This window comes from Mesorhizobium sp. M7A.F.Ca.CA.002.09.1.1 (assembly GCF_003998555.1).
Classification (GTDB): Bacteria; Pseudomonadota; Alphaproteobacteria; order Rhizobiales; family Rhizobiaceae; genus Mesorhizobium; species Mesorhizobium ciceri.
The window spans coordinates 1-2039 of sequence record NZ_RZRR01000957.1 but is presented as its reverse complement, the minus strand read 5'-3'; the positions used below and the strand labels follow the sequence as shown (position 1 = coordinate 2039).

Below are 2039 nucleotides of genomic sequence, written 5' to 3'. Positions count from 1 at the left end.
AGGCGGCGCTGAGCGAACAGGCAAAGCCAAGAAGCGTGGCACGGATGGTCGGAACGGCATTGTCGGCCAGCGCCTCGCGATTGAGCATCGCTTGCTCGAAGACGCGTGACGGCGCCGGCAGTATCGTGGCCCTGATGCCGGAATAGGTGGCATAAAGCTCCCACGCCAGCAGGAGCAAACCGGCCGAGATCATGGCCGGCATTGCCTTGACGAGAAAGCTCGCGATCGGGCGCGAAGCGACTGATGATGAGACCACGGGAGATAACCTTTGACGGCCGCGAGAGCGGCGCGGCTTCAGACGGCCGACGGGCTGTTGGCCGAGACCGTGACGTCGAGGGTTACGTGGCCAGCGCCTGGTCCGAAACGGCAGAAAGCCTCGTCCAGCGCCGAAAAGATCGCACCGGCATCACCGCGCAGTTTCGTGCAGAAATGTTTGGAGCGCTCATAGACGCCGGACTGCTTGAGAAAGTCTATGCAGCCGTAGATCTCGTCCATGTGGTCGTCTGTGCCCATCACATAGAGCGAGAACTGCGCCGCCGCCGGCTGGCCGGTGGCAGCAGCATTGCGCACCGCCGCGATGGCCGCGTCCTTGCGGGGGCCGAGTGGACCGACGGGCCCGCCAAACGCATCGGAGCGGCAGATCGGATCGTCCGGCTCGCCAGGGCAGCCGCGCGAGATGGTGGCCGACAACACGCAATGTTTGCCGCTGCGTGCCGCCGCCACGAAGAGGTCGCGCATGGCAGGAAACAGCACTTCGGGCGGCCCGATCAGCAAGGTCGAGATGTCGTCGGTCTCGATCCTGAGTTTGTCGCGCCAGGGATCGAGCGCACCGAGCGCGCCAAGGATGACACCGACGAAATCGTCGGTCATGGGATATAGGGAAATCTGTGCGCCTGAAAACATCGCCCGCCTCGCTCCGCTGGTATTACCCAGATCAGCTTCTAGGGTCTGTGGGCTTGCCGCCCCCGTCTCAGCCCCGACCGTACGGAGCACCCCTGTGGATGTGCGCCTTAAAGCATCATTCGAGTTGAAGGAAAAGCCGTTTTTTTTATCGCACTGCGCCAAAAGCATTGCGCCAGGGCGGGAGCGGTTGGCTCTGCCGGCGCGAGAATTTATCGGGAACCTTCACCAGGCCGCGAGGTTGTCCCACCAGTCGCTACGCGACGAGTTCACAGACAATGGAGACAAACCATGTTCATGAAAATCCTCGCAGCTTCGGCGCTCACCATTGGCCTGGCGACATCGGCCATGGCGCAGAGCAATGGCACAAGCGGCACCGACGGATCCGGCGGCAGCGGCAAGTCGGTCACCGTCGACCCAAATACGCCGGCTTCGCCGAACACGGTAGACCCCGGCACGACCAACAGTACGACGGTAGCACCGGGCGCCACGAATTCAAACGCGGATGAAAATTGCCCTGCCCATCCGCAGGGCGCACAGCCCGATGCCAGTGGAACGTCGCCGGGCACCACCGCGCCGACAGTTAATGACAACCATTGCGGCAAGTAGGAATTGCAATGAAAAGAAGCCGCGGAGCGAGCGCTCCGCGGCTTCTCAAATCCTGTCGTATCAGTGTATCTACGGCACCGCTTTTTCCCGAACCGGCAGCTTCCACCCCGGCCTGACGAAGTGGCAGGTGTATCCGTTGGGGTATTTCTCCAGATAGTCCTGATGCTCGGGCTCGGCTTCCCAGAAGGGGCCAACGGGTGCGACTTCGGTGACGACCTTGCCCGGCCACAGGCCCGAGGCATCGACATCGGCGATCGTGTCCTCGGCGATGCGCTTCTGTTCGTCGCTGGTGTAATAGATCGCCGAGCGATAACTCGTCCCGACATCGTTGCCCTGGCGGTTGCGGGTCGTCGGATCGTGGATCTGGAAAAAGCGTTCCAGCAGCGTGCGATAGCTTATGATGGCCGGATCGAAATTGATCTCGATGGCTTCGGCATGGCTGCCGTGGTTGCGGTAGGTGGCGTTGGGCACGTCGCCGCCGCTGTAGCCAACACGGGTGGAAATGACGCCGGGATAGCGCCGTATCAAAT

3 protein-coding genes, 1 pseudogene and 1 riboswitch are annotated in these 2039 nt (G+C 62.1%); of the genes and pseudogenes, 1 reads left to right on the top strand and 3 read right to left on the bottom strand.

Annotated elements, in window-relative coordinates:
* Positions 1-256, bottom strand: a pseudogene (locus EN994_RS28865) (ABC transporter permease); the annotation flags it as partial.
* 38 nt (positions 257-294) lie between these two features.
* The gene (locus EN994_RS28860; RefSeq protein WP_063170276.1) at positions 295-903 is read right to left on the bottom strand and encodes a YkoF family thiamine/hydroxymethylpyrimidine-binding protein; all 609 of its coding nucleotides are present in this window, start codon (positions 901-903) and stop codon (positions 295-297) included.
* Positions 894-1007: riboswitch (TPP riboswitch) on the bottom strand. It overlaps the preceding gene by 10 nt.
* Before the next feature lie 184 nt (positions 1008-1191).
* Here EN994_RS28860 and EN994_RS28855 point away from each other — a divergent pair.
* Positions 1192-1509 (top strand): hypothetical protein, encoded by a 318-nt coding sequence (locus tag EN994_RS28855; RefSeq protein ID WP_013530794.1) that lies wholly within the window; start codon positions 1192-1194, stop codon positions 1507-1509.
* Positions 1510-1578: 69 nt separating this feature from the next.
* Here the strand turns inward: EN994_RS28855 and msrA are convergent, their stop codons facing one another.
* Positions 1579-2037, bottom strand: coding sequence for a peptide-methionine (S)-S-oxide reductase MsrA (gene msrA / locus EN994_RS28850; protein WP_245466112.1), 459 nt, complete (start codon positions 2035-2037; stop codon positions 1579-1581).
* Positions 2038-2039: the final 2 nt, after the last annotated feature.